At 56.7% G+C, this 20892-nt stretch carries 22 protein-coding genes; 2 read left to right on the top strand and 20 right to left on the bottom strand.

The features are described from left to right. Window positions 1-50: 50 nt before the first annotated feature. The 19 genes from ADN00_RS17275 to ADN00_RS17185 all read right to left on the bottom strand — a co-directional run bounded on the left by ADN00_RS17275 (window position 51) and on the right by ADN00_RS17185 (window position 18581). A complete protein-coding gene (locus ADN00_RS17275; RefSeq protein WP_075064265.1) occupies window positions 51-1277 on the bottom strand; it encodes a flagellar hook protein FlgE in 1227 nt (408 codons plus the stop codon). Between the two features lie 80 nt (window positions 1278-1357). Continuing rightward, window positions 1358-1795, bottom strand: a complete 438-nt coding sequence (locus tag ADN00_RS17270; protein WP_075064264.1) for a TIGR02530 family flagellar biosynthesis protein — start codon at window positions 1793-1795, stop codon at window positions 1358-1360. A 4-nt stretch (window positions 1796-1799) separates the two neighbouring features. Further along, window positions 1800-2213: a flagellar hook assembly protein FlgD gene (locus ADN00_RS17265; protein ID WP_075064263.1), complete on the bottom strand. Its 414-nt coding sequence runs from the start codon at window positions 2211-2213 to the stop codon at window positions 1800-1802. An 18-nt stretch (window positions 2214-2231) separates the two neighbouring features. After that, window positions 2232-3488, bottom strand: coding sequence for a flagellar hook-length control protein FliK (locus tag ADN00_RS17260; RefSeq protein ID WP_075064262.1), 1257 nt, complete (start codon window positions 3486-3488; stop codon window positions 2232-2234). 2 nt (window positions 3489-3490) lie between these two features. Beyond that, window positions 3491-3901 carry a flagellar basal body rod protein FlgB gene (flgB, locus tag ADN00_RS17255; protein ID WP_075064261.1) on the bottom strand — a complete coding sequence of 137 codons (411 nt, stop codon included), beginning with the start codon at window positions 3899-3901 and terminating at the stop codon, window positions 3491-3493. A 1-nt stretch (window position 3902) separates the two neighbouring features. Next, complete coding sequence (locus ADN00_RS17250) at window positions 3903-4439, bottom strand: lytic transglycosylase domain-containing protein (protein ID WP_082390346.1); 537 nt, start codon at window positions 4437-4439, stop codon at window positions 3903-3905. A 2-nt stretch (window positions 4440-4441) separates the two neighbouring features. Beyond that, the gene (locus ADN00_RS17245; protein WP_075064260.1) at window positions 4442-4894 is read right to left on the bottom strand and encodes a flagellar export protein FliJ; all 453 of its coding nucleotides are present in this window, start codon (window positions 4892-4894) and stop codon (window positions 4442-4444) included. 4 nt (window positions 4895-4898) lie between these two features. Continuing rightward, window positions 4899-6218, bottom strand: a complete 1320-nt coding sequence (gene fliI / locus ADN00_RS17240; protein WP_075064259.1) for a flagellar protein export ATPase FliI — start codon at window positions 6216-6218, stop codon at window positions 4899-4901. An 8-nt stretch (window positions 6219-6226) separates the two neighbouring features. After that, the gene (locus ADN00_RS17235) at window positions 6227-7129 is read right to left on the bottom strand and encodes a FliH/SctL family protein (RefSeq protein ID WP_075064258.1); all 903 of its coding nucleotides are present in this window, start codon (window positions 7127-7129) and stop codon (window positions 6227-6229) included. Next, window positions 7113-8132, bottom strand: coding sequence for a flagellar motor switch protein FliG (gene fliG / locus ADN00_RS17230; protein ID WP_075064257.1), 1020 nt, complete (start codon window positions 8130-8132; stop codon window positions 7113-7115). Before fliG ends, ADN00_RS17235 begins: the two co-directional genes overlap by 17 nt. Beyond that, on the bottom strand, window positions 8125-9813 hold the full coding sequence (gene fliF, locus ADN00_RS17225; RefSeq protein ID WP_075064256.1) for a flagellar basal-body MS-ring/collar protein FliF: 1689 nt from the start codon (window positions 9811-9813) through the stop codon (window positions 8125-8127). The genes fliG and fliF overlap by 8 nt, the downstream gene beginning before the upstream one ends. A 33-nt stretch (window positions 9814-9846) precedes the next feature. Further along, a complete protein-coding gene (gene fliE, locus ADN00_RS17220; RefSeq protein WP_075064255.1) occupies window positions 9847-10137 on the bottom strand; it encodes a flagellar hook-basal body complex protein FliE in 291 nt (96 codons plus the stop codon). 49 nt (window positions 10138-10186) lie between these two features. Next, window positions 10187-10648, bottom strand: coding sequence for a flagellar basal body rod protein FlgC (flgC, locus tag ADN00_RS17215; protein WP_075064254.1), 462 nt, complete (start codon window positions 10646-10648; stop codon window positions 10187-10189). 175 nt (window positions 10649-10823) lie between these two features. Beyond that, complete coding sequence (locus ADN00_RS17210) at window positions 10824-11192, bottom strand: flagellar export chaperone FliS (RefSeq protein ID WP_075064253.1); 369 nt, start codon at window positions 11190-11192, stop codon at window positions 10824-10826. A 116-nt stretch (window positions 11193-11308) separates the two neighbouring features. Continuing rightward, window positions 11309-11650: a flagellar protein FlaG gene (locus tag ADN00_RS17205; RefSeq protein WP_075064252.1), complete on the bottom strand. Its 342-nt coding sequence runs from the start codon at window positions 11648-11650 to the stop codon at window positions 11309-11311. A 44-nt stretch (window positions 11651-11694) separates the two neighbouring features. Beyond that, the gene (fliD, locus tag ADN00_RS17200) at window positions 11695-13446 is read right to left on the bottom strand and encodes a flagellar filament capping protein FliD (RefSeq protein ID WP_075064251.1); all 1752 of its coding nucleotides are present in this window, start codon (window positions 13444-13446) and stop codon (window positions 11695-11697) included. Between the two features lie 88 nt (window positions 13447-13534). Next, a complete protein-coding gene (locus ADN00_RS17195; RefSeq protein ID WP_075064250.1) occupies window positions 13535-14842 on the bottom strand; it encodes a flagellin N-terminal helical domain-containing protein in 1308 nt (435 codons plus the stop codon). 280 nt (window positions 14843-15122) lie between these two features. After that, complete coding sequence (locus ADN00_RS17190; protein ID WP_075064249.1) at window positions 15123-17312, bottom strand: PAS domain S-box protein; 2190 nt, start codon at window positions 17310-17312, stop codon at window positions 15123-15125. 246 nt (window positions 17313-17558) lie between these two features. After that, window positions 17559-18581, bottom strand: a complete 1023-nt coding sequence (locus ADN00_RS17185; protein ID WP_075064248.1) for a PAS domain-containing protein — start codon at window positions 18579-18581, stop codon at window positions 17559-17561. 157 nt (window positions 18582-18738) lie between these two features. Here ADN00_RS17185 and ADN00_RS17180 point away from each other — a divergent pair, with 157 nt between their 5' ends. Beyond that, window positions 18739-19335, top strand: coding sequence for a YbhB/YbcL family Raf kinase inhibitor-like protein (locus tag ADN00_RS17180; RefSeq protein ID WP_201781220.1), 597 nt, complete (start codon window positions 18739-18741; stop codon window positions 19333-19335). A 51-nt stretch (window positions 19336-19386) separates the two neighbouring features. On the opposite strand, the gene ADN00_RS17175 is transcribed toward ADN00_RS17180, so the two are convergent. Beyond that, entirely contained in the window at window positions 19387-20505 is a 1119-nt protein-coding gene (locus tag ADN00_RS17175) for a DUF362 domain-containing protein (protein WP_075064247.1), read from the bottom strand. 102 nt (window positions 20506-20607) lie between these two features. Here ADN00_RS17175 and ADN00_RS17170 point away from each other — a divergent pair, with 102 nt between their 5' ends. Then, window positions 20608-20868 (top strand): DUF2651 family protein, encoded by a 261-nt coding sequence (locus tag ADN00_RS17170; RefSeq protein ID WP_160317560.1) that lies wholly within the window; start codon window positions 20608-20610, stop codon window positions 20866-20868. The last annotated feature ends 24 nt before the right edge of the window (window positions 20869-20892 follow it).

The following is a 20892-nucleotide window of genomic DNA, read 5'->3' as shown; positions in this document are numbered from 1 at the left end:
GGGGTAAAACGGGGCTGGCAGGCATCCTGCCAGCCCCTTCATCACTACTGCTAGCGTTTCAAGTTGACCAGCTCTTGCAGAATTTCATCTGAAGTGCTGATCACGCGAGACGAAGCCTGAAAACCGCGCTGCGCCAAAATCATGTTGGTGAATTCCTGCGCCATGTCTACATTGGAGGCTTCCAGGCTGCTGGTCATGATCTTGCCTTTGCCAGCCGAGTCGGCCGCGCTGATGGCCGGTTCGCCGCTGTTCAGACCGATCATGAAATAGTTGCCGCCATCGCGGATAAGACCACTGGGATTGGTGAATGAAGCCAGAGCCACCTGCCCAACCAGTTCTTTCAGGCCGTTGGAATACACGGCATAGACCTGACCCGTGTTCTGGGCAATATAAATATCGGAGACTGAACCGGCGGCCAGACCGTCCTGGAAGGTGGAAGCCACACTGTTGGAGTTGGCCAGCATGGTGATGTCGGTCATATCTACCGTGAAATCTACCTGTTCCGCGCCAGTGCTTCCCGGGAAGGTGATGGTGGAAGTCGCTGGATTGGTGGCAGAAACATGACCGGAGCTGTCGAATGTTACTGTGCCAGAACCCGTGACGCCAGCCGGGCTGGTCGCCGTCCAGCTCCAGGTATTGGCGCCAGTGCGGGTAAAGCGCACTGCCGGATTGTGAGTGACGCCCATCGAATCAAAGACGGTGAAAGAGGTGTTGACAATACCGTCGATTGCTGTTTCGGAATCGAGGTTACCGCCCAGTCTGACGGTCGCGGTTTCGCGGGCGATGGTGTTATCGAGCGGGATGATGATTTCGCCAATGCCAGCGTTGGTATCGAGAGTGGTGGCGCCGGGATTGGGGTTCTGCCAGCCCTGCACGCGCAAACCAGAGGAAGAGCTGACCAGGTAGCCGCTGGCGTCAACGGTGAAAGAGCCATCGCGAGAGTAACGGCGGTCGAGGCCCTGGTCAAAGATGAAGAAACCTTCGCCCTGAATGGCGCAGTCGAGGTTGCGGCCGGTGCTTTGTGTCATACCCTGGGTGAACACAGGGGCGATGTAGCCCAATTGCGCGCCTAGACCGATTTGAGTGGGGTTGACGCCGCCTTTGGAGCCAGCCGGGGCAGCCCCTGGACTGATGACTTCAGAGAGCAGATCCTGGAAGACGACCCGGCTGGATTTGAAACCGGTGGTGTTGGCGTTGGCCAGGTTATCGGAAATGACGTCCAGGTAATCCTGGTGCAGGTTCAAGGCGCTGATGGCGGTAAACATTGAGCGTAACATAGTTCTTTAGTCTCCTGAAGGTTTTTTTGTTGCCTCAGGCCTCCTCCAAGAGGGCCAGCCTGAGGTGGATTGGTTTTTTTCTACGCTTTTATTTCTTTCGATGTTCCCTGGTTGTCAGGGTTAATCTGTTCAGATGGATCGGCAAACACAACACTGTCGATCTGGGTAAACACACCTTCGCCGCGGTGGTCCTGGTCTACGGCGGTGATCACTAGCCGTTCTTTGACGTTGACCAGAAAAGCAATGTCATCCATCAAGACCAGCGATTCTTTGCCGCCGCGCTTTTCGGCTTTGTCCACGGCCTGGGCCAGGCGGGCGATGCCGTCATCGTTGAGGGCGATGTTGCGCTTTTCAAGGCGTTTTTGGGCGTGGTTGGTAAATTGCACGCCCTGCTGCACCCTGGCCAGCGTTTCGGCAAAGCTGATCTGACCTTCTTCGGGTGAAGAAGAGGCCTTGCTGGCGTTTTGCGGACCGTATACGGACTGCCCATTTTGGATGCGCATGGTTTCGCTGCTCATGGTTCTACTCGGTAACGACTTCGATGATGGATGAGAGGGCAACCTCATAATTTCCCACGTTGAGCATTACGCTGCTGTCGTTCCAGAAGGTGCCACTCACCACACCATTGATGCTTTGACCGCCGGGCAGCAGGGCAGTGACGGTTTTTCCCAACAGGCTGGCGGCATAGCTGCTCTGGTTGAGGCTGGATAACGACTTGAGCTCCGATTTTATGTTGATCAGCTCGTTGAGCGAGTTGAATTGGGCCATCTGGCTCATCATCTCGTTGTCTTTCATCGGCTCAAGTGGATTCTGGTTTTGCATTTGAGCCAGCAGCAGGGTCATAAATTGATCGCTTTGCGCCGACTGGCTGGATTGCGTGGTTTGCGCGCCGGCGTTGCTGGCGATATTGGATGCGGGGGTTACGGTAACAGACATAGGATTCTCCTGGATCGGTTATACAGTGTAGTCAATATTTGACGCCTGGAGTGAAGCCTTGCGGGTGGGCAAAGGCTTTGCTTCGGGCTGTTCTTGATGGCGATAGGCGCTGCTGCCTCCGCGCTGCTGGGGCTGCTGCCAGGCAGATTTACCGGCCTGCTGACCGACATTCAAATCGCTGATTTGAACGCCTGCGTTGGCCAGATTCTGGCGCAACTGGTTCAACTGCGATTCGAGCAGGTCGTTGGTAGCAGCCTGGCTGGCATGCATGGTAATGCGCACGGTTCCACCACTGGCTGTGAGGCGCAGGTCAATCTGGCCTAATTCGGCCGGGTTGAGCTGCATGGTGAGGGTGCGGGTACCCGACTTCGCCATCATCTCCAATTGGGGAGCCACCTGTTTAACCACTTCCGATCCTCGAGCTTCCGCCATGCGGGCCGGCTCTTGGGCAGCCTGGGGTTGCTGGGCTGCGTAGGCTTGCTGTGTTTGCTGAGCGGTGGTTACAGATGGACCTTCGTCGGCGGGTTCCGCGGCGGTTTGAGACGCGGAGGCAGACGCGGGCGTGGCGGCCGGGGCCTCCACCTTGGCGGTTGGAGCGCTTTCAACTTTGACCGCGGTGACATTGAGCATTTCGTCGGCTACCCGATCTTTTCCGGCGGTGGACTGCACCATTTCTTCCACAGTGGGCTGGGGCGCGGCAACGGGCTGCGGAGCGGCTTCTTCGACCAGCGGGGCGGCAGCGGCGAGTTGCTCCACAGCGGGCTGGGCTTCTCCTGGTTGGGCTGCGGCGGGCGCGGTTTGGGATGCCTCGATCTGGCCTGCCATCTGCTCTGCGATTTGGGTGGTGCTGCCCGCGCTGCCAGCCGAGGCGGCTTCTCCGGCAGGATCAATGACCAGGTCCTGCGGCACAATGGGAGCCGTTACAGCTCCGGCGCCAGCCAGGGCGGTTTCTTCGGCCTGGGGGGCCTCTTCTTCGGTGGGTGGCGCTTCGTCACCGGGCTTGCTCTGGTCGTCCTTGGCCTGCACAGAACCGGCCGGTTGATCTTCGGCGGCTGCCTTTGAAGTGGATTCACTTCTTTGGGCTGGTTCGCTGCGGCTGGCGGAAGGCTGCTCTTTCGCTTCTCTCACCGGTTTCTCGCTGCGCTCGGGGGGCGCTTTGGCGATCTGCTGGTCGAGCAGTTCCTGGAACGACGTGGCGCTGGCGATGCTGGCGGCAGCATTCGGGCCCACCGCAGGCGGCGCGGTTTGCGCTCCCTGCAACAACAAAATATTCATACTTACCTCGAAGCGGCAATAGATTTCAGCAGCAGAAGCTTTTTGCTGATCTGCTGGCTGACTGCCTCGTATCGAATGCCGGTTTCCGACATTTCGATTAACTCGTTATCTACATCAACATTGTTTCCATCAGCGCGCGTGCTGCCGCCCGATCTGGCGCGGATCAGCGTGGCCGAGGCGGCGCTGCTGCTGGGCTTGCCGATATGCCCGGTCTGGGTGGCGTTCATGGTCAGGCCGGTCTCGCGGTCGATGGCGCGGCGGATGACACTTTCAAAATCCACTGATTGGGCTTTGTAGCCTGGGGTATCCACGTTAGCCAGATTGCGGCTGATGATCTGGTTGCGCAGGGCCAGCCCATCGAGGGCCATTTTGGCCGACTGCATGGCCGGGTCGTCAAATAATCTGTTGATCATCTCACACACTCCATTGGTTGGCGGTGTCCCAGCGCGACATCACGCGCTGCACGTAGGTCTGGGTTTCGGCGTAGGGCGGAATGCCGTTGTAGCGGTCTACCGCGCCGGGGCCGGCGTTGTAAGCTGCCAGGGCCAGCTGCACATTGCCCTCGTAGCGATTGAGCAAATTTCTGAGCAGGCGCACCCCACCGTCCACGTTTTGGGTGGGGTCGAAGGGATTGTCCACGCCAAGACCCTGGGCGGTGCCGGGCATGAGCTGCATAAGGCCCATGGCGCCCGCGCTGGACACGGCGGAGGGGTTGTAGTTGGATTCGGTTTGAATCACGGCGTGCACCAGGTCGGGGTCAACGTTGTAGCGTTGGGAGGCCTGCTCGACCAGGGCGGCGAAATCACCGGTCATGGAGGAAGGCGCGTATCCGGCGGCGGATTGGCTGCCCACCGCGCCGCTTTCCGGCTGCTGGTTCATTCTTTCCATCAGTTTGGTGATCAGGTCAAAGATCACCGATTGAAATTTGGCATTAAAAATTTCGTTGTACATAATTACACACTCTGATTGCGCATGCGGTAAATTCTGGAGATGTACAGGTCGTCCTGTAAGTTGTTTTCTTTGCGGCGCATTTCGGCTGCAAAGCGGTCCTGTTCTTTGCGTTTGAGAATATCCAGAGTTTCTTCATCCTGACGGGCAGCGACCAGCTCGCGGCGCTTGGCCTCGATGCGTTTGCCCAGTTCTTCAATCACCTGGCGGGTGATTTGAATGCCTTCTTCCACCTGGTCGATGTTGCCGCGCAGCTGCTCGATCAGCACCAGGTCCATATCGCCGACCATCTGGTCTTGCAGCTGGTCAAACAGGTTAAATTTGAGGCGCTGGAGGGTTTCTTCCAGGGCGATTTTCTCTTGCTGCGCCAGCTGCAATTTGCCCATTTCAATTTCCAGGGCTTCCACTTTGGAATGACGGACGTCGAGCACGGTTTGAAGAGAGAATTTAGGCGCCATACCGTTAATCCTTAATCGAAGACAGCATCATGAGGGTATCTTCAAAGGAAGACACGTCGTTAGAGTTTTGCTGCAAGAAGCGCGTGAGGTCGGGCATTACTTTGAGGGCGGCGTCAATTTCGGGGTCTGAGCCGCTGACATACGCGCCAATGTTGACCAGGTCGCGGGCTTTTTCGTAGGTGGCCAGATGGCGGCGAGCCATGGCGGCCACTTCGCGGTGCTCGCGCGGGGTGATGGCAGACATCACACGGCTGACTGAGCTGAGCACGTCGATGGCCGGGTAGTGATTGCGGGCGGCCAGTTCGCGGCTGAGGATGATGTGGCCATCGAGAATGCCGCGCACGGCGTCGGAGATAGGCTCGTTGAAATCGTCGCCTTCCACCAAAACGGTGAAGTAGCCGGTAATGGAGCCGCTTTCACTGGTGCCGGCGCGTTCCAGCAGGCGCGGCAGCATGGCGAAGACCGAGGGGGTGTAGCCTTTGCTGGCGGGCGGCTCGCCGATGGCCAGGCCGATTTCACGCTGAGCCATGGCGAAGCGGGTGACCGAGTCCATCAGGAAGGTAACATCTTTGCCGTGATCGCGGAAGTATTCGGCGATGGACATGGCGACCATGGCGGCGCGCATGCGGATGAGGGCGGGCTGATCGGAGGTGGAGACCACCACCACCGAGCGGGCCAGGCCTTCGGGGCCCAGGTCGCGCTCAATAAATTCGCGCAGCTCGCGTCCGCGCTCGCCAACCAGGGCGATCACCGAAATATCGGATTTGGAGTTACGCGCGATGCTGCCCAGCAGAGTGGATTTACCCACACCCGAACCGGCAAAGATACCCATACGCTGGCCTTTGCCGCAGGTGAGCATGCCGTCGATGACGCGCACACCGGTGATGAGCGGGTCGGTGATGGGCGGGCGCTGCAGTGGAGAGGGCGGGTTGGCATGGGTGGAGCGGCGCGGGGCGCTGTCGATGGCCGGGCCGCCGTCAATGGGCCGCCCAAGACCGTCGAGAACGCGGCCGAGGAGCATTTCGCCTACCGGGGTGAGGAACTCTTTTTGAATGGGAACGACGGGAGAATCGTTCTGAATGCCCTGCATGTCGCCGAGGGCCATGAGCAGAATGCGGTCATCTTGAAAACCAACCACTTCCGACAGGATGCGGTTGTGGCGGTTGGTAACAATTTCGCACACTTCGCCGATCTGGCAATCTAACCCAACCGCCTGAATGGTGAGGCCAACGACCTGCACCACGCGGCCAGAGACGCGCGCGGTGTCTAGCCGGGCGATGGCGTCTTGGAAGCGAGAGAGGTCGGGCAGGGTGGGGTTGATCATCTGGTGGCTTATCCCATATTGAGCGCGTCTAACACAGTGTTGAGCTGAGTTTCAATCCGCATATCCACGCTGCCAGATTTGCCGTTGATGTAACAACCGCCGCGCAGGATGGAGTCGGACGAGAGAATTTTGATTGGGCTGCCGATGAGGGTGGATTGAAATTCGCGCCAGTAGGGGTCCAGCGAGGCAGCGTCGGCCGGGTGCATGTATATTTGCAGTTCGCCCAGCGTGCGGGCTTTTTCCACGGCGCGGGTGAGGGTTTGCTGGAGGGTTTGCGGGTCTAACGCGATGCCTTCACCGAACAATTTGGCGGCGATGGTTTTGATCAGCCCCACAATGATCGGCTCGCTTTGGCGCAGGAGGGCGTCTTGCCAGTCACGGGTTTCTTCGACCAGATCACGCACCACGGCCAGCAGGCTGGTCATTTCTTCTTCAGCGGCCTGTTTTCCTTCCAAATAACCTTCCTGGCGGGCGGCTGCGACCTGGTCGGACGCCTCTGCCAGGAAGAGATCCACCTCTTCTTGGGCCTTTTGCAGCAGTTGCTCGGCTTCGGCCTGGGCTTGCTCCAGAATTTGCTGGGCGTCCTGGCGGGCTTTATCGAGGATGCTGCCGGAGGTTATGTTGGGGCGGGACGGGCGCGGTTCGACCGGCATGGGTTTGGCGGCTGGGTGGGACGGACGGTCCTCTTTCAGAGCGCGAATATCCTGGAACAGCCAGTTGGAGATGTCTTCTGCCTCAGTCTGCTTGATGAGACACTGCCCGGCGCGTGAGAAACGTTTTTTGCCGGGCTGCCCGCCGCCGACCAGGGCTTCGAGGACTTCATTGAAGGCCGACGTGGGAATGCCGCTTTCGGCTTTTTCAATCTCCTCAAACTGCCAGACGGTTACCTGTGGGTTATGGGATAAGTTCATATTCTTCTCCACCACCACCCAGAACGATCTCGCCGGATTCTTCCAACACGCGCACCGCGTCTACAATGCGGCGCTGCGCGCCATATACATTTTTGGCCAGCTGCGGGCCTAACACTTCAATTTCTTCTTGCAGGTTGTCTCTGGCGCGCTCTGAAAGGTTGCGGTATACGACATCTTTCAGCTTTTCGGAGGCGGCCTTGAGGGCCAGCGCCAGATCGGCTTTGCTGACGTCGCGCAGAATGCGCTGCATGGTGCGGTCGTCCAGTTTGGCCAGGTCGTCGAAGGTGAACATATTTGAGCGGATTTCTTCCACCAGTTTAGGGTTGGTGGTTTCCAGCGATTCGAGAATGGATTTTTGCACGCCGCGGTCAACCTGGTTGAGCATTTTGACCAGGAAGGAAACACCGCCAGTGGAGCGAAAATCGACTTCGGAAAGCACGCCGGAGAGCTTATTCTTCAGCACATGTTCCACCACCTGCACCACCTGCGGAGATACGCGATCCATCACGGCCAGGCGCAAAGTGACCTCGATCTGCAGTTCTTTGGGGAAGTTGGTGAGAATATCGGCGGCCACTTTGGCTTCCAGGTAGGAGAGCACCAGAGCGATGGTCTGGGGCAGCTCGTCTTGCAGCAGTTGGGCCACCTGCGACGGGTCGGCGTTGCGCAGCATTTCAAACGACGACAGCTGCTGGTGGGCCGAGATGCGTTCCAAAATGTCGGCCCCGCGCCGGGGGCCAACCGCACGCGCCAAAATCTGACGGCTGTATTCAATGCCGCCGGCGTGCACACCAAAGTCAATCTGGGTCAGCGAGAAGGCCTCTTGCAAAATGGCGCGGCGCATTTCTGGCGGGACGGAGCTGGTTTTGCTCAAGGAGAGCAGCACGCGTTCCATTTCGCCTTCATTCAAGTATTGAAGGATTTTTGAGGAAGCTTCTACCCCCAGGCTGAGCAGGAGGACGGAAGTTTTCTCGAGCCCACTGAGAATGACGTCGCTGTTAGCCATTCTTTTCTTCCTCGGTTAACCAAAGCTGGATAATTTCGGCTACGCTGGCCGGGTTTTCATCAGCCAGGCGCTCTAAGGCGCGGTGCATTTGCTCATCTTCAGCGGTCATCACCGGCTGGGGTGGGGGCGGTGCAAAGTACGCTGCCTGCTGGACGACCTGCGCCGGGGTGGGCGCGGCGATGCCAGGCTGCTGCGCCAGAACGGCTTCTGCGAGCGATCCACTTTGATCGCCTTGCGGGTTGTCAAGCGCCATTGGGCGCGGTGCGTTGAGCGAAGCTTCGCTGACCGGTTTCATCACGGCGGTCCAGGTTTCGGCGGAGGCCATGCGCAGATTGCGCAGCAGGCGCGAGATGTACCAGAACAGGGCGATGAGCAGCAAGACGGCGGCGGCGTAGGTGCCAATGCGGATATACAGATCCATTTGAGATTGCTGCTCTAATTCGGCTGTTTGGGTTTCGTAATAAGTGCGGTCGAATGCGAGAGTTTCCACCGAGAGAGTGTCTCCGCGGGCTTCGTCAATGCCGGCCGCGGCGGCCACCGCTCCGCGCAGAACCTGGAGCTGCTGCGGGTCGCTGACGCCATCGACCAGGACGGAAAGCGATACGCGGGAGATCTGGCCGGGAGAAGCGATCTCGTGTGATTCCACCTGGGTGATTTCATAATTGATGGTTTCTTCATTGCGCTGGTAGATCAGACCACCTTCCGCGCCTTCTTCGAGCGGGGCGGGGGTAGGCAGGTTGGTTTCAGCGCCGGGAACGCCCGCCAGGTTTTCACCGTTGGTGGTGTAGGTTTCGTTGAGGGTTTGCGAGCTGCGGATGGCGGCCGGAGTGGGGTCGTATGAGATGGAGGTTGTCTCGCGCTGCGTCCAATCCATCACCACGCTGGCCTGCACAACCGAGCTGTTGGGGCCTAACACGGCATCCAGCAGACCCTGGGTTTTGTTCTTGATCTCCTGCGCTGCGGCCATTTCGATATTGCGCTGGCTGTCCGAGAGGGCGGTGATGCCGGTTTCGGCGGCTTCACCGGTGCCAGAGGCCAGCAGATTGCCGGCGGTGTCCACAATCACCACATTATTGGGATCCAGTCCTTCCACGCTGGAGGCGACCAGGTGGGTGATAGACTGCACCTGGGTCTGGTCCAGGCGTTTGCCGGGGGCAATCTGGATGGTGACAGAGGCGGTGGTGGGGGGCTGCTGTTCCATGAGCAGGGTTTTTTCGGGGGTGACCACATGCACGCGCACGGCTTCCACAGCCGCCAGGCTGCCGATGGTGCGTTCCAGTTCGCCTTCGAGGGCGCGCTGGTAATTGACGCGCTGGGTGAATTCGGTCATGCCAAAGGTGTTGCCGTTGAAAATTTCGAAGCCGGTGCTGGTGTCTTGTGGCAGACCTTCTTTGGCCATTTGCAGGCGGGTTTCATAGACCTGGTCGGAAGGCACCTGGATGGTGCCGCTGTCTTTCAGCTTATAGGGGATATTGAGTTCATTTAACTTATCGACAATTTGAGCCGCGTCGGTTTCGCTGAGTCCACTGTAGACCGTGGAGTAACTGGGGGTGCTGGCCCAGGCAACCAGAAAAACGATCAAAAGAACGGCGGCGGCGACCAAGACGATCATGGTGGCGCGCTGCGATCTGCTCTGGCGGGTCCAGAATTGGGTTACTTGTTGTTGAAGCGGCATACTCATCGTTTGAATTTCCAGTCTTTTCTACGGCTTACTTTAGATATTCATGCGCATGACTTCTTGATACGCTTCGACCAGACGGTCGCGAATGGCCATGGCCACACGGAAGTTCACATCGTTCTCTTCCACGGCGAGCATCACGTCATGCAGTTCTACGTCTTCTCCCATGGCCAGTTTCTGAACCATATCGTTGGCGTTGTTTTCTGAGGCGGTGAGGCCTTTCAGAATATCGCCAAAGGTTTTTTCCAGGGGCTGGGTTTCCGATTTGGGAGCTGAGGCAGCGGAGGCCGTGTTGGAGATGGGGTTGTAAATGGTGCGAATTTCCATGGTTCAATCCTTGTGTTCAGATGTTTCGGATTTTATCGGCTGGAAGGGGTTACTTCCCAATATCCAGGGCTTTCAGCGCCATGCGTTTGGCAGCGTCAATGACCGAAAGGTTGGCTTCGTAAGAGCGGGTGGCCGAAAGCATGTTGGTCATCTCAAAGGCGAGATTGACATTGGGGTAGGTTACATAGCCTTCTTCGTCGGCGTCGGGATGCTGCGGGTCGTAAACGCGGGGACCTTCTTCGGTGTCGGTAACGATCTGGTTTACTTCCACGCCGCCGAACTGGCTGTTGAGCAGGCCGCGCTGTTCGAGGCGCGCGGCGATGGGGGCGGGCAGGGGAACATTGGGATTGGAACCCTGGGGTTGGAAAATGACGTCCTGACGCTGGTAGGGCGTGCCGTTTTCGGTGCGGGTGGTCTGCGCGTTGGCGATGTTATTGGAAATTAAGTCCAAGCGCAGGCGCTGCGCAGAAAGCGCAGATGCCCCGATTCGTAAGGTGTTCCAAAAGCTCATACCCGTCTCCTGTTCTAAAGTCTGATGATTCCAACCATCACGAGACCATAGTAACATTTGGCGGATTTAATATCAGTAAAGCCTCTGTGAACAACAAATAAAAAATGCGTGAAATTAAAACAGAGCGCCGCTGGGGACGCTCTGTTTGGAAAGATTCTACGGATAAATGGGAGAATTATGCGGCTGCGCGTGCTACTGATTGGGTGTAAGCCCGGTTGGGAAGGGTGCGGGCGGTTACGTTCTTTTCGGCTCCGCTCCAGGCGTCGCGCAACTCAACCAGAATGGAGCGGGCGCCTTCAAAGTTGCCGGCACGCAAATTGTCGAGACTGTACTGGTAAAGGCGGAACAGGCCGGTGGCAACTTCGGGGTAATCAAAGTCTAACGCGTCGCGCAATACGCTGATGGCGCGGGCGGCTTTTTCGAAATCTTTGGCATCGCAGGCATTGATGGCGAAATCATAAGCCATAATCACCAGTCGAATGGGGCTGGCGCCCATGACATCTTGTTGGCGGTATTCCTGGCTTCCGTATGCTTGCTGGTACATCGCGTCTCTCCTCTAAAGTGTTCTTTCTTCGTTTCTGATTCTATTATCGGCAGGTTTTTTTGCGACTTGACCTTTTTGGCCAGGCTGAAAAAAACCTCTTATTCGATCTGCCAACCTCAAGCAAACAATTCCACCAGATCACCCTCTTTGAGCTTGGATATCTCCTCAGAGGGGATGGTGCGAATCACTCGGTGAGATTGGCGGTCCAGAATCAGGATGGTTACGTCGTTGGTTTCCGCGTCCACTTTGAATTTGAGCTGAACGTTCATTTGCATGCGCGCCTGAGAAACCTCGGCCTGTTGGTCTTTTTGGCGTTCAGTTTCGGCGGCAGCCTGATCGTTCTGGCGAGCAGCAGCCTGGCGCGCCAGCGCTTGCTGAGCCTGCTTGAGCGTAACAGCGGCAGTTTCGCGGTCGCTGGTATCGCTGCTATGAATGGATTGGATGGGAGGTGTTTCCATGATATCCTCCTCGGTTTTCCTTTTACACTAAACTCGCTCTAATATCAATACGAGAACATTTGAGCGGTAAAGAGACTGAGCTGCTGGGTGGTGTATTCCATCATTTGCATTTGGGCTTGCAAGCTGGCGTATTGGGCAACCAGGGCTTCCTCACGCCGGGTAAGACGCTGGTTGTAGGTGTTGATGCGGCTGGTCAGCAATTCGGTCTTCGAATCGATGGCGGTCATGCTGGAGTCGATGTAGCGGTTATCACCGGTAAAGGTGCCCAGTTTGACATCCACCGCGGTCATGACGGAGTTGAGCAATGCTTTGACGTTGTCATAGTCATTGGTGAGCGCGGCTTCCAGCTTGCTGGCGTCTTTAATTACCGCGTTCTGGCTGTCATCAAGCCCCAGGCCAATTTCGGACAGGTTGCGCAGCATGCCGGTATTGGTGCGGGAAGTGAGAAACAGGCTGTAGAGATCGCTGCGCAGGCTTTTGAAGATATATTCACCGGCCAGGGAACCGCGGGTGTAGGAGCCGTCGGCATTTTTGGTGACTTCCGTTTTGCCTTTGAGATACGTCTGCAGAGCGTTAAAGGAAGACATGAAGCTTTTAATAACGCTGGTGGCGTCGGTGTTGGAGCTGGAAACGTTGAGGGTGGCGGTTTTGCCTTCGGCATCCGCGGCCAGGTTGAGGGTTACGCCGCTGATGACATCGGTAAGGCCGGTGTTGGTGGAGCGGGTAACCGGAAGGCCGTTGATGGTGAAGACGGCGTCCGAAGCGGGCTGCACGACGTTTTTGAACGACAGGTCGGCTTTAAGCAGCCCCAGGGTTTGCAGAACAGCGCCGGACGTATCGACGGCGGTCACTTCGTGCCCCAACCCGGTGTTTTTGGAGGCCAGGACGAGCTGCTTGTTGATAATGGTGGCGGTGACTTCCTGCCCTTCGGCATAGGACGCGCTGTTGATTTTATCGGCGATACCTTGCAGGGTGTCGGTGGTTTCCACTGAAATGGACGCGCCTTTGGCGGTGTAGGAAACTTCAGCGGCGCTGCCGCGCTCAACACTGCTGCCGTTGACACTGATGCTGCCGGCGGTGTAGAGCTGGTCGTCGCTGCCCAGGTTAATCACCAGGCCGCGGCCGGTGTCGATCGCGCCGCCGCCAGCCGGGATGTTCTGCCAGCCGCTGGTGTAGGAAGTGGCGCTGGTGGTGCTCTGGATGGAAACCGCCGCGCCTTTTTCATCTACCACGCGGAACTGCCAGGCGCCTTCGGCGGTTTGCTGGGTTTCCACATAATATTTGCCGGATTTCAGTTCCTGTTTGCCGCTGGTGATTTCGGCTGTGCCGAAGCTGTCCACGGTTCCGGCTGTGGGCACTTCTCCGCTGACGGAGCGGCTGGCCGCGCCGCCAATGCGGAAGGTGCCGGTGAGCTGCAAGGCCTGGTTAGTGAGCGCCCAGGCATCCGAGCGCACGGTGTGGGCTTTAGCCAGGGTGGTAACGGCCAGGTTGTAGGAAGCAGTGATGGCGCTGTTGGAAACGGTGGCGCTGGCAACGGTGTAACCGGTGGTGGCATTGCTGATACTGACGGATCTGCCGGGGTTGAACCCAAAGGTAACATCACTGCTGATCATTTTGCGGGTGGCGGACTGCAGGCTGTCGAGTTTGGTTTTTAAGTCCTCATACACGGCTTTGCGAACGGTCAGGGTGTCCTTTTCCTGTTCCAGCCGGTAAACGGGCTGTTTTTCAGACTCAAGGATGTTGCTGATCAAAGACCGGTAAGTTGAACTTAAGTTATTGATGGATGAAGTTGCCATCGCACACCTGCTTTTTTATGGGCTTGTGCGGGAGGCGCCGTGTAGCGCCTCCCGCCAGATTTGCCTATATGATACTTGTTTTGCCGGTTTACCGGAAGAGCGAGAGGATGAACTGCGGAGCGGAGTTGGCCTGGGCCAGCATCGCCGTAGCGGTTTGTTGCAGGATCTGGTACTTGCTGGCGTTCACCTGTTCTTCGGCCATGTCGGCGTTCATGATACGGTTGTAAGCGCCTTCCACGTTGATCTTGGCTGCGGAAACCTGGTCCTCTTTGAAGGTCAGGCGGCCGGTGAGCGAACCGACTTTGGAGAGTTGTTCGGTCACGGTGGTCAGCTTGGTGTTGATGTAGTCCATGTAAGCCGAGAAGTCTTCAGAGGCGGTGCCGGCTACCCAGGTGGTGCCGCCATCACTCGATGTGGACGTCGTGCCGTCAGAATTCAGGCGGCGGTCGGCGCCATCATGGTTGAACTGCAGAACGGTCTGGTTGCCCGCGGTGTAGTTGACGGTCGCGCTCAGGTCGAAGTTGGTCTGGCCGTTCAGGTTAGCGATGGTCACTTTGAGGCCATTACCAAAGTCAACATCGGTGGTTGCGCCATCCAGGTCTTGCGCGGTCAACGCTTTGGTCGCGTCACCCAAACCGGTGGCCGGGGTGTTCGAGATCAGCATGGCGTTGCCGTTGCTATCCAGCAGTTCGATCTTCGCGCTGCCAGCGGTGGCGCCGGAAACACGCACGGTGTAGGTACCAGTGGACAGGTTTTCGATGTTCGCGTTGTCGCCAGCACCAACCACGGGGCTGGAGATCAGGCCAGCGATGTCCTGACCTTCGGTGACGGAGGCAGCGCCGCTGACTTTTGCCAGGGCCAGGCCATCAGCCGCAGTGGCGGACAGTTTCTTCAGTCCAGAGAGCGAGGTGGTGTCGCCCTGATCAGCACCGGTCTGGAAGGTCAACGATTTCGCGGTGTCGTAAGTACCATCGATCAGTTTCTCGCCGTTCCACTTGGTCTGGGTGACGATGTCGTCAACCTGGGCGGCGTAAGCGCTCATCTGCTGCACCAGGGCCGCGCGCTCCGCAGAGCCCATCGTGTCACTGGCGCCGGCCTGAGCCTTGTTGCGCATTTCAATTAAGATGTCGTTGATGCGGCCAATACCGGACTCGGCAACTGCCAGCAAGTTTTTGGCATCCGAGATGTTACCCAGGGCCACACCCAAACCTTCACTCTGGGCGCGCATTTTGGTCGCAATCGTCAGACCAGCGGGATCATCGGCGGCGGTGTTGATGCGTTTGCCGCTCGCCAGGCGAGACTGGTGCACAGACAATTGTTTGTTGATGTTGCTCAAAGACCAGAGCGAATTCATTGCGCCGATATTACCGGCAATACGGGTCAAATCACTAGCCATTTCAAACCTCCATGTTTGAGTTGATTATTCGGGGATCCTTCCCCTTTTGGATACGATTGGTTTTTCGAGTACGATGTGGCTCGGGTTACCTTTGCGCCAGTGGGAGCCGGTTACCGGCGCTGCTGTGTGGGTTTGCGTTCAGTTGTTTTTTCTTGATCGCCTCTCCATTTTTGAACTGCTCTTTTTTTGTTCTTTCACTTATCATTTTCGGATGTCTTGCGGCAGACTTTAGAGTTTTCGGAAAATTGATGGTAATTTATTGGTAATTGTTGCCTGGAGGTCATAAACTGCTTTCCAGGGCGGCCTGGCGGTCTTTTTCCACCATCTGGGCAAGCGCTTTGACCACGGTGGGATCGAAGTGGCGACCGCTTTCGCCCTGAATGTAATCGAGGGTGCGTTCCATATTCCAGGCGCTGCGGTAGGGGCGGTGTGAGCGCAGGGCATCCCACACGTCGATCACGGCAAAGATGCGCGCTTCGAGGGGGATTTCTTCTCCGCTCAGACCATGCGGGTAGCCGCTGCCGTTCCATTTTTCGTGGTGATATAAAGGAATGGATAACGCCGGGTGCAGAAACTCGATGGGCAGGAGCGATTCGTAGGCGTAGATGGGGTGCTTGCGCATAATTTCCCATTCCTGGGGGGTGAGCGGGCCGGGTTTGAGCAGGATGCTGTCGGGGATGCCCATTTTACCCACATCATGCAGCAACGCGCCGCGGCGAATGTGTTCCAGCTCGTCTCCGCCAAAGCCCATTTCGCGGGCCATTTGCAGGGTGAGTTCGGTTACGCGGCGGGAATGGCCTTCAGTTTCCACATCGCGCAGTTCCAGGGCGCGGGCCCAGCCTTCAATGGTGGCGTCATAAGCGCGGGTGAGGTAAGTGTTTACCTGGCGCAAGTCGTTGAATAGGGAGGCGTTGTCCACGGCGATGGCGGCCTGGCCGGCCAGCGCTTCCAAAAAGGCGACCCATTCTGGGTTGCCGTTCAGCGGGGTGCGGTTCCACACCTCCAACACGCCTTTGACGTCGCCTTTTGAAATGAGCGGCATGCAGTAATAGGCCACGAACTGCTCGGCGGCCACTACCGGGGCCATGCTGAGCGAGGTGATTTTTTCCTGCAGGTGGTTGATTTTGATCAGGCGTTTTTCGATAACCGCGCGTTCGGCAAAATCTTTGCCCAGGCGAATGTGGGCCGAATCGACAAGCTGCGAGGTGAAGCCGCGCCCGTAAATGTAGCGAAGCTGCCCGGTGTCGCGGTCCAGCAGGAGCACATCAGCGGCGTCTACGTCCAGGTTGGCGATCACCTGCTCGATGAGCACCTGCAGGGTTTTATTGAGGTCGGGGCTGGAAGTGATGGAGATATCAATCTGGCGCAGGGCGGCCAACTGCTGCACCTGACGCTCAATGCGCTCGGCGGCTTCACGCTGGTCGGTAATATCTTCGGCAACGCCGACCACGCGGATGGGTTTCTGTTCGCCGTCTACGACAAAGAAAGAGCGCAGATGCAGCCAGCGCTGCGAGCCATCTGGGCGGAGAATGCGGAACTGATCGTTGAAGAATTCTCCGTGCTGGTATTGGCGCGAGGCTATCCTTTGCACCCGTTCCTGGTCGTCGGGATGGACGTCGTTAAAAATATCATTACGGTTTTCGTACAAACTGTCGCAGGAGCGCCCAAAAACTGGCTCGTAGGCCGGGCTGACGTATAAAATCTCGCGGGTATCGTAATCCCGAATCCAGAAGACGTCGTTGATGTTATCGGTCAACTGGAAGAACAATTCCTCATTCTGGCGCAGGGCACGCTCGGTTTGAAGCTGCTGGGTAATATCAATGCCAATGGCCAGGATGGCCTGGGTGTGTTCGCTGGTGTTCTTGAGGGGCTGGTCGTACCATTCCACCAAACGCAGCTGCCCGTGGCGGGTTTTGATGGGCGTGATGTTTCCGCGTGTGGATTGGTTTTGAAAGGATTTGGCAAACGCTTTCTTTACATTTTCATGTTCCCAATCGGGAATGAAGGTGGCGAACCAGTTTTTTCCACGAACCTCTTCCAGCGTGTAGCCGGTAATCTGCTCAAAGAAGGGGTTAAATTGGACAATGCTGCCGCTTTGGTCCAAAATCAGGATGATCAATTCAACGGTTTGAAAGATTCCCTTAACCAGGTTGGATTCGGAAATCTCCACCATGGATAGGGGTTGGTCATTTTGAGCGGCGATTTTGACCCAGAAAGCGGGCTGAGCGTTGAATTCAATTTCTTCTACGGTGGCTAAACAGGCGCGCTGCTGTTGCTGCCAGTGGAGCGAAATGGTTTGGGCTGGTCCGCTGGCAGGGAATGAGACGCGGCATTGGCCGGTTTGGTCTGCCGGGAGATTGAGCAGATTGGCAAAGGCTTCATTTGCCAGCAAAACAGCACCTTCGGGGCTGGTTATGGCTGCCGGGTTGGGAATGGATTGGATCAGTGTGCGGGTGAGGTTAAGGGTCATGTGCGGTCGAGTCCCTTTGGTCTTTAGGGTAATAGTGGATTAAAACAACCTCGCACCCCGGTTTGAGGTGTGGATTGAAAGTGGTCTATATTGGGTATCGGCTGCGAGGCGGTATTTCTTTAGGTCTTTCAGACAACTGGCCCTCAATTTCTGAAGAGAAGGAGAGCCATTTTTTTTGCTATGGATAAAACAGGATCGCACGCCGAGAAGGGCGCTCGTCATTCCGGGCAGAAAGGGGATGGCTGCTTAGATTGTGTAAATGTGCTGGGAAATCTCTCGCAGCCCGCGGATCAGTTCTTCTTTTTCCTCATCCAGCTCTTTTTGGCGGGTAACATCCCGGCCGACGCACTGGTATTCAACAGACTGCGAATGACCGGATTCCACACTCTGTATATTCCACTCAATCCAGCGGTAACCGGAGGGTGTGCGGGTATTGGCGAGGAAAACCGTCTGGAACGGTGGTTGGCAGTTCTCAAACAGGGATTGGATTTGATCTTTTTGGCTGGGATGGATCAGCTTGCTCTGAATCTCGGCAAGGCTGTAGGATTCGACGTTTGGGAAGAAAGCGCGGAAGGCCGGGTTGGCGTAGACCAGGCGGCCATTTTCCGCAAAGCGGGCGATCAACTCTTTCTGGCTTTCCAAATAGCTGCGGTAGCGGTGCTCGCTTCGTTTCAGCGCGATTTCGGTGCGGCAGTGCTGCTCAATTTCGTTCTGTAACTGCTGATTCGCCAGGGTCAGGTCTTTGGTCTGCCGCTCTACCATATCCAGCAGTTGGGCGCGATATTTCTCCAGGTTCTCTTCCAGACGGCAGCGCCAGGTAATGTCTCGGATGACATTCAAGCAGCAACGGGTTTTCCCGGTGGGGCCAGAGAGAAAGCTGACTTCCAGTTCGGCGGGAAAGCAGGTTCCGTCTTTGCGGCGCAGGGTTAGCTGAAGCGCGCCGGAGGGCGATTTGTCTCCGAAAGCCAGGGCAAACTGGCGCATTTTCTCCTGGCTGTCCGGCGCCATCCATTGGCTGCCAGGGCTGCCGATCAGTTCCTGTGGAGAAGTGCATCCGTGCATCTGCGCCGCCTTGGGATTGCAGTATACAATCCGGCCGTTGTGAAGGGAGGTAACCAGAACGGCTTCGGGAAGGTTTTCGACCAATTGGGTGAAAAATTCGGGCGGCCATTGGCAATCCGTATGGATGGGCTGATCTGCTGAAGGTACCGGCGGGTCAGAAGGGGCAGGCAAGGAAGAATCGCCCGGATTACCTTGTGGTCTGATCATTGCTGTAAGTCCTTTCCTCCCTGCCAGATTTCCCCATCATAGAAGCATTCGGCGGTTGGATGAATAACGAGACCGTAAAAGTGGGATAAAAAAAGAATAAAAATTTATAATCGCCAGGGCAGATGGCAAAGCGGACCATTTTCCTTATAATGAAGTTATGAAACACTTTCATCACCTGATTGGAATGTTGCTTTTGGTTATGGCGCTGGCAGGCTGCGCGCCGCCCGAGGCGGCTCCGGCAGAAATGCCGCCGTCCGTGGAAGAGGGGGCGGCGCTTTCTACGCCAGAGGAGGGTTCAGAAATGGGTATGAAAATTTCCAGCCCGGCTTTTGAGCAAAACGCCGGCATTCCGGAATTGTATACTTGCAAAGGAGAAGATATTTCTCCGCCGTTGAGCTGGGCGGGCGTTCCAGAAGGAACAGCCAGCCTGGTGTTGATCATGGATGACCCAGACGCGCCAGTGGGCACCTGGGATCATTGGATTTTGTTCAATTTGCCGGCGAACACCAGCGAGCTGGCAGAAGACGCGCAGGCCTACCCCGAAGGAACGCGGTTGGGACGGAACTCGTGGAAGCGAAATGAATACGGCGGGCCGTGCCCGCCCGGGGGAGCCAGTCACCGCTATTTCTTTAAGTTGTACGCCCTGGATATGATGTTAAACCTGCCAGAGGGGGTGGGCAAGGCGCAGATTGAAGCGGCTATGCAGAATCACATCCTGGCGCAGGCCGAGCTGGTCGGAATATACAAACCCTGATGGACTAAAGAGTGAAAAAAGAACCCCTGCGCGGGGTTCTTTTTTTTCGGGTTATTTCACCATCACCAGTTCGTATTCCTGCGTGCCGAGACCAATACTTTCGGCATGATCCAGGCAGGCTTTCCAGTGGGTGTCGGGGTGGATGTGCCCAAATTTGTCTTCGTGCTCGCCTTCTTCGTAGTCTTTATCAGTGAGGACGCTGCCATAAATCATAGGCGCCTGATTGACCATATCCACGCAAGCGCGGTCGAGGGCTACTGGGTCGAATGAGGCGAAAATGCCAATATCGGGTACGATGGCCTGGTCATTGAGATCCCAGCAGTCGCAATCGGGAGAGACGTTCATCACAAAGGAGATGTGGAAATGCGGCTTGTCTTTGCAGACAGCGTAGGCGTATTCGGCGATTTTTTCGGCCACGGTGTCGCCGGATTTGTCCCAGATCACCCGCGCGGCGTCGAACTGGCAAACTGCCACGCACTGTCCGCAGCCGACGCACAGGTCGTAATTGATGGCGGCTTTCTTGTTGTCATTGAAAGAGATCGCGTGTTGAGCGCAGTTGCGGATGCAAATTCCGCAGCTTGTGCAGTTTTCTTCCACGATGACCGGTTTTGAAGTGGAGTGCATTTCCATCTTGCCGCCCACTGAACCGCTGCCCATGCCGATGTTCTTGAGCGCGCCGCCAAAGCCGGTCATTTCATGGCCCTTAAAATGGGTCATGCTGATGAACACATCGGCCTGGGCAATGGCAGAGCCAATTTTGGCGGTCTGGCAGTGCTTAAGCTCGATGGGGATTTCGATATAATCGTTGCCCGTCAGGCCGTCGGCAATGATCACATCACAACCGACGGCTATGCGGTTGAAGCCATTTTCCATTGCAGACTGAAGGTGGTCCACGGCGTTGGCACGCCGTCCGTGGTAGAGGGTATTGGCGTCGGTGAGGAAAGGTTTTCCGCCTAATTTTTTGATCTCGCGGATGACGACTGCCGCGTAGTTGGGCCGGATGTAGGCCAGGTTGCCTGGTTCGCCAAAGTGAATCTTAACAGCCGTGAACTTATTATCAAAATGAATGGTGTTCATCCCCGCTTTTTTTAGCAAAGCGGTGAGTTTGTCCAACATGTTTCTTCCGGGTTTGGTGCGCATGTTGGTAAAATAGACTTTTGAAGCGGTCATGGTCTTACTCCGGTGTGTAGGGTTAGGGTATTATACCCACATTTTGGAGATATTATTAAATGCAAGTCGCACATGCGATTTAACGCTTGAAAGAAGGTGATGATGCCCTGGTACGAGGACACGATATTTTTGGTGATTGTGGTTTTTCCGCTGGCTTTATTCCTGGCAGGGGGGATTTTGGGGTGGTTGACCAGGCGGTTTTGGGTGGGAGGTGTTTTGGGGTTTGTTGCGGCGATGGCTTTCATGCTGCTGGTGGCCAATGAAACCTTTTTGATCTGGGTGTTCATTTACAGCCTGGTGGGCGCAGCCGGCAGCGGGTTGGGTTGGGGCGCGCGGCGGCTGGCAAGCAAGACGGCGGCTTGAAAACGGCTTGCGCAGGCATAGAGT

It is taken from the genome of Ornatilinea apprima, assembly GCF_001306115.1.
Lineage (GTDB): Bacteria > Chloroflexota > Anaerolineae > Anaerolineales > Anaerolineaceae > Ornatilinea > Ornatilinea apprima.
This window is presented reverse-complemented; position numbering and strand designations above follow the sequence as displayed.

Excerpts from the sequence above, each read along its gene's own strand:
- ADN00_RS17275 (WP_075064265.1), bottom strand. The coding sequence starts at position 1,277 with ATGTTACGCTCAATGTTTACCGCCATCAGCGCCTTGAACCTGCACCAG.
- ADN00_RS17270 (WP_075064264.1), bottom strand. The coding sequence starts at position 1,795 with ATGAGCAGCGAAACCATGCGCATCCAAAATGGGCAGTCCGTATACGGT.
- ADN00_RS17265 (WP_075064263.1), bottom strand. The coding sequence starts at position 2,213 with ATGTCTGTTACCGTAACCCCCGCATCCAATATCGCCAGCAACGCCGGC.
- ADN00_RS17260 (WP_075064262.1), bottom strand. The coding sequence starts at position 3,488 with ATGAATATTTTGTTGTTGCAGGGAGCGCAAACCGCGCCGCCTGCGGTG.
- flgB (WP_075064261.1), bottom strand. The coding sequence starts at position 3,901 with ATGATCAACAGATTATTTGACGACCCGGCCATGCAGTCGGCCAAAATG.
- ADN00_RS17250 (WP_082390346.1), bottom strand. The coding sequence starts at position 4,439 with ATGTACAACGAAATTTTTAATGCCAAATTTCAATCGGTGATCTTTGAC.
- ADN00_RS17245 (WP_075064260.1), bottom strand. The coding sequence starts at position 4,894 with ATGGCGCCTAAATTCTCTCTTCAAACCGTGCTCGACGTCCGTCATTCC.
- fliI (WP_075064259.1), bottom strand. The coding sequence starts at position 6,218 with ATGATCAACCCCACCCTGCCCGACCTCTCTCGCTTCCAAGACGCCATC.
- ADN00_RS17235 (WP_075064258.1), bottom strand. The coding sequence starts at position 7,129 with ATGAACTTATCCCATAACCCACAGGTAACCGTCTGGCAGTTTGAGGAG.
- fliG (WP_075064257.1), bottom strand. The coding sequence starts at position 8,132 with ATGGCTAACAGCGACGTCATTCTCAGTGGGCTCGAGAAAACTTCCGTC.
- fliF (WP_075064256.1), bottom strand. The coding sequence starts at position 9,813 with ATGAGTATGCCGCTTCAACAACAAGTAACCCAATTCTGGACCCGCCAG.
- fliE (WP_075064255.1), bottom strand. The coding sequence starts at position 10,137 with ATGGAAATTCGCACCATTTACAACCCCATCTCCAACACGGCCTCCGCT.
- flgC (WP_075064254.1), bottom strand. The coding sequence starts at position 10,648 with ATGAGCTTTTGGAACACCTTACGAATCGGGGCATCTGCGCTTTCTGCG.
- ADN00_RS17210 (WP_075064253.1), bottom strand. The coding sequence starts at position 11,192 with ATGTACCAGCAAGCATACGGAAGCCAGGAATACCGCCAACAAGATGTC.
- ADN00_RS17205 (WP_075064252.1), bottom strand. The coding sequence starts at position 11,650 with ATGGAAACACCTCCCATCCAATCCATTCATAGCAGCGATACCAGCGAC.
- fliD (WP_075064251.1), bottom strand. The coding sequence starts at position 13,446 with ATGGCAACTTCATCCATCAATAACTTAAGTTCAACTTACCGGTCTTTG.
- ADN00_RS17195 (WP_075064250.1), bottom strand. The coding sequence starts at position 14,842 with ATGGCTAGTGATTTGACCCGTATTGCCGGTAATATCGGCGCAATGAAT.
- ADN00_RS17190 (WP_075064249.1), bottom strand. The coding sequence starts at position 17,312 with ATGACCCTTAACCTCACCCGCACACTGATCCAATCCATTCCCAACCCG.
- ADN00_RS17185 (WP_075064248.1), bottom strand. The coding sequence starts at position 18,581 with ATGATCAGACCACAAGGTAATCCGGGCGATTCTTCCTTGCCTGCCCCT.
- ADN00_RS17180 (WP_201781220.1), top strand. The coding sequence starts at position 18,739 with ATGAAACACTTTCATCACCTGATTGGAATGTTGCTTTTGGTTATGGCG.
- ADN00_RS17175 (WP_075064247.1), bottom strand. The coding sequence starts at position 20,505 with ATGACCGCTTCAAAAGTCTATTTTACCAACATGCGCACCAAACCCGGA.
- ADN00_RS17170 (WP_160317560.1), top strand. The coding sequence starts at position 20,608 with ATGCCCTGGTACGAGGACACGATATTTTTGGTGATTGTGGTTTTTCCG.